At 63.2% G+C, this 3,110-nt stretch carries 1 protein-coding gene; it reads right to left on the bottom strand.

Annotation, left to right across the window (positions count from 1 at the left end):
* Positions 1 to 124: 124 nt before the first annotated feature.
* Positions 125 to 3,110: PAS domain-containing protein (locus B4E36_RS02725; RefSeq protein WP_345899947.1), on the bottom strand; the 2,986-nt coding region annotated here is incomplete at its 5' end.

Genomic DNA, 3,110 nt, shown 5'->3' on the forward strand with positions numbered 1-3,110 from the left:
CTCTCCCGCCAGCGGGAGAGAGCATTGGGAGCAAGCTGCCACGCCATATGCGATACCCCCTGCAGTCTACCCTGATGATGCCGAGGAGCTCCATCCACCGTCGCAATCCCGGAGCCCGGCGCGCCTATAGCTTCAGCCCGGCCGCCGGCTCAGGAAGGTGATAGGCATAGCCCTGCGCCAGATCGACGCCCATGTCTCTCAGCCGTGCGGCGATCTTGTCGTCGGAGACATATTCGGCGACCGTCTGGATGTTCAGGACCCGCGCCATCTCCACGAAGCACCGGATCGTCGCCTCGTCGACGGGATGGGTCAGCAGCCCCTGGGCAAACTGGCCGTCGATCTTGAGAAAATCGATGGAGAAGCGTTTGAGGTAGCTGAAGGACGAGGAGCCGGCGCCGAAATCGTCGAGCGCGATCATCACGCCGCGTTCACGCAGCGCCCGAATGAATTCCATGGCCTCGGCCATGTTGGAGATCACGGATGTCTCGGTGATTTCCAGGCACAGGCTGCAGCGAACCGCCTCGCTTGCCCCATCAAGCAATTCCAAAGCGAAACGGTGGAACCCGCGGTCGCCGACCGACTGGCCCGAGACATTCACCGACACGACGCTCTGTGGCCCAGCGCCGGCAGACTGCATCCATTCCAGCGCGTGGGCGAGCACCCAGCGATCTATCCGGGTTGCGAGATTGAAGCGTTCGGAAGCCGGCAGAAAGGCGCTTGGCGGAATAACGCCGCCATTCTCGTCGATCATGCGCAGCAGAAGTTCGACATGGGTCTTGCCGCCCGTTCCGGAAAACGGGACAATCTTCTGGGCATAGAGGACAAAGCCGTCCTCCTCCAGCGCCTCCTCTATGCGGGTGACCCAGCTTGTCTGGCCGACCAGGGACCTGACGGCCTCGTCATAGTCTCTCCAGACATGCACCCGGTTGCGTCCCTCCTCCTTGGCCGCATAACAGGCGGCGTCCGCCTCCTGAAGGATCGTCGCGACGCTGGCCGCGGCTTCATTGATCCTCGCAAGGCCGATACTGGCGCCGATCCGGTAGTGCTTGCCCTCATGAACCAGAACGAAATCGGCAACCGCATCGCAGATTTTCTGGGCGATGTTCTGGGCGATATCGATGGGACAGTTTTCGATGATCGCGGCGAACTCATCGCCACCGAGACGCGCAAGAGCGTCGTTCGCCCGGATCGCGCCCTGGATCACCCGGCTGATCTTGATCAGCAACTCGTCGCCAACGGCATGGCCGCAACTGTCATTGACGATCTTGAACCGGTCGAGATCGATGAACAGCAGGGCCGAATCGGGGCCGCCGGCACGGGCCGCGTCGAGGGTCTTGTACATCCGCCGCTCGAATTCCGACCGATTGATAAGGCCGGTAAGCTGATCGTGGCTGGCGCGATAGGACATTTCACGCGCCAGCCGCCTCTGCTCGCTGACATCGTGAAACACCAGTACGGCGCCAAGGACCTCGCCCTCCCCGCTCCGGATCGGGGCGCAGGAATCCTCGATCGCGAACGCCCGTCCGTCGCGCGAAATCAGGAGCGTATCCTCCGACAGCCCGACCACCTGGCGCAATTCCAGGCAGGTGCGGATCGGATCCATTGCCGGCTCGCGACTTTCTTCGTGGATGATGCTGAAAACGCGATGGGACGGCTCGCCCTCGGCATCGGCCGTGGACCATCCCGTCATGTGCTCGGCGATCGGGTTCAGCCAGCGGATCGTGCCGTCGGCATTCGCCGTGATAACAGCATCTCCGATCGAATCCAGCGTGACCCGCATCAACTCGTGCTGCTCCCCGAGGTCGAGAGCCAGTTGCCGCTCCTCCGTGACATCCCAGGTCACGCCGATGAACCGGTCCGGACCGCCATCGACGCCGCGCACCAGACGCGCCGAGCCATGCAGATGATGGACCGAGCCATCCGGCCAGACAACCCGGTACTCCTCGTCCATCAGGTCGTCGTTCTCGATAGCGCGCCTGACGGCACCCGACACGCGCGCGGCATCCTCTTCATGGGTGTTGCGTTCCCAGACTTCGAGCAGCGGCGGGCTGGTGTCCGGTGACAGGCCATAGAGGCGGTACATGCCCGCATCCCAGCTTACCTCGTTGGTGGAGAGGTTTATCTCCCATATGCCGATACCGCCATTGTCGGCGGCGATCGCCATGCGCTCCGCGTTCAAGAGCCGCTCGGCCTCCCGTTCCTTCTGCCGGGTGATATCGGTATGGGTGCCGATCATGCGTAGCGGCCGGCCCTCGTCATCGCGTTCGGTGACCAGCCCGCGGTCGAGGATCCATATCCATCGGCCATCCTTGTGGCGCATCCGGAACTGCTCCTCGAAGATCGGCGCCTCGCCGCGAACATGGGCCGCATCCGCCGCCAGCGCCCGGTCCATATCGTCGGGATGGATGAAGGATTGCCAGGCGGTTCCGCTGTCGGTCACCTCTTCACGGGTATAGCCGATCAGTTCGCACCAGATATCGGAGTAGTTCGTCTTGCCGGTAACGAGGTCGGCGTCCCATATGCCGATCCGTCCGGTTTCCGTCGCCACCGAAAACAGCCGGTTGACCTCCTCCAACGCCTTTCGCTGGGCCACCGCCTCGCTGATATCCTGAAACGTGCCGACCAGCCGCACCGCCCTGCCATCCAGAAACTCTCCGGAACCGACGGCGCGGACCCAGATTCGCCGGCCCTTGGCGGTAACAAGCTGCAGTTCCAGGTCCCATCCCTCGCCTGTCGCGATGCATTTTTCCACCGCGGCCAGCACGGCGGGTCGCGCTTCCGGCACATAGAAATCGATCGCCGTGTCGAGCTGAGGTTCGTATTCCGGTTCGAGGCCGTGAATGCGACAGGTCTCTTTCGACCAGCGCAACCGGCCTTCGACAAGGTCCAGCTCCCAGCCGCCGACGCCTGCCACCTGGCCCGTGCGGTCGAGAAGCTCCTTGCTCAGGCGAAGCTCCTCCTCCCTGCGCTTCTGCACCGTAATGTCCACGTGAATGCCGAACATCCATTCCGGCCGTCCATCGCTTCGGCGCGCTAGCACGCGACCGCGGGTGGCAATCCATACCCAGTGCCCCTGTTTGTGGCGTACGCGCAGCTCGGCTTCGTAATTA

Source organism: Martelella sp. UBA3392 (genome assembly GCF_002358775.1).
Lineage (GTDB): Bacteria > Pseudomonadota > Alphaproteobacteria > Rhizobiales > Rhizobiaceae > Martelella > Martelella mediterranea.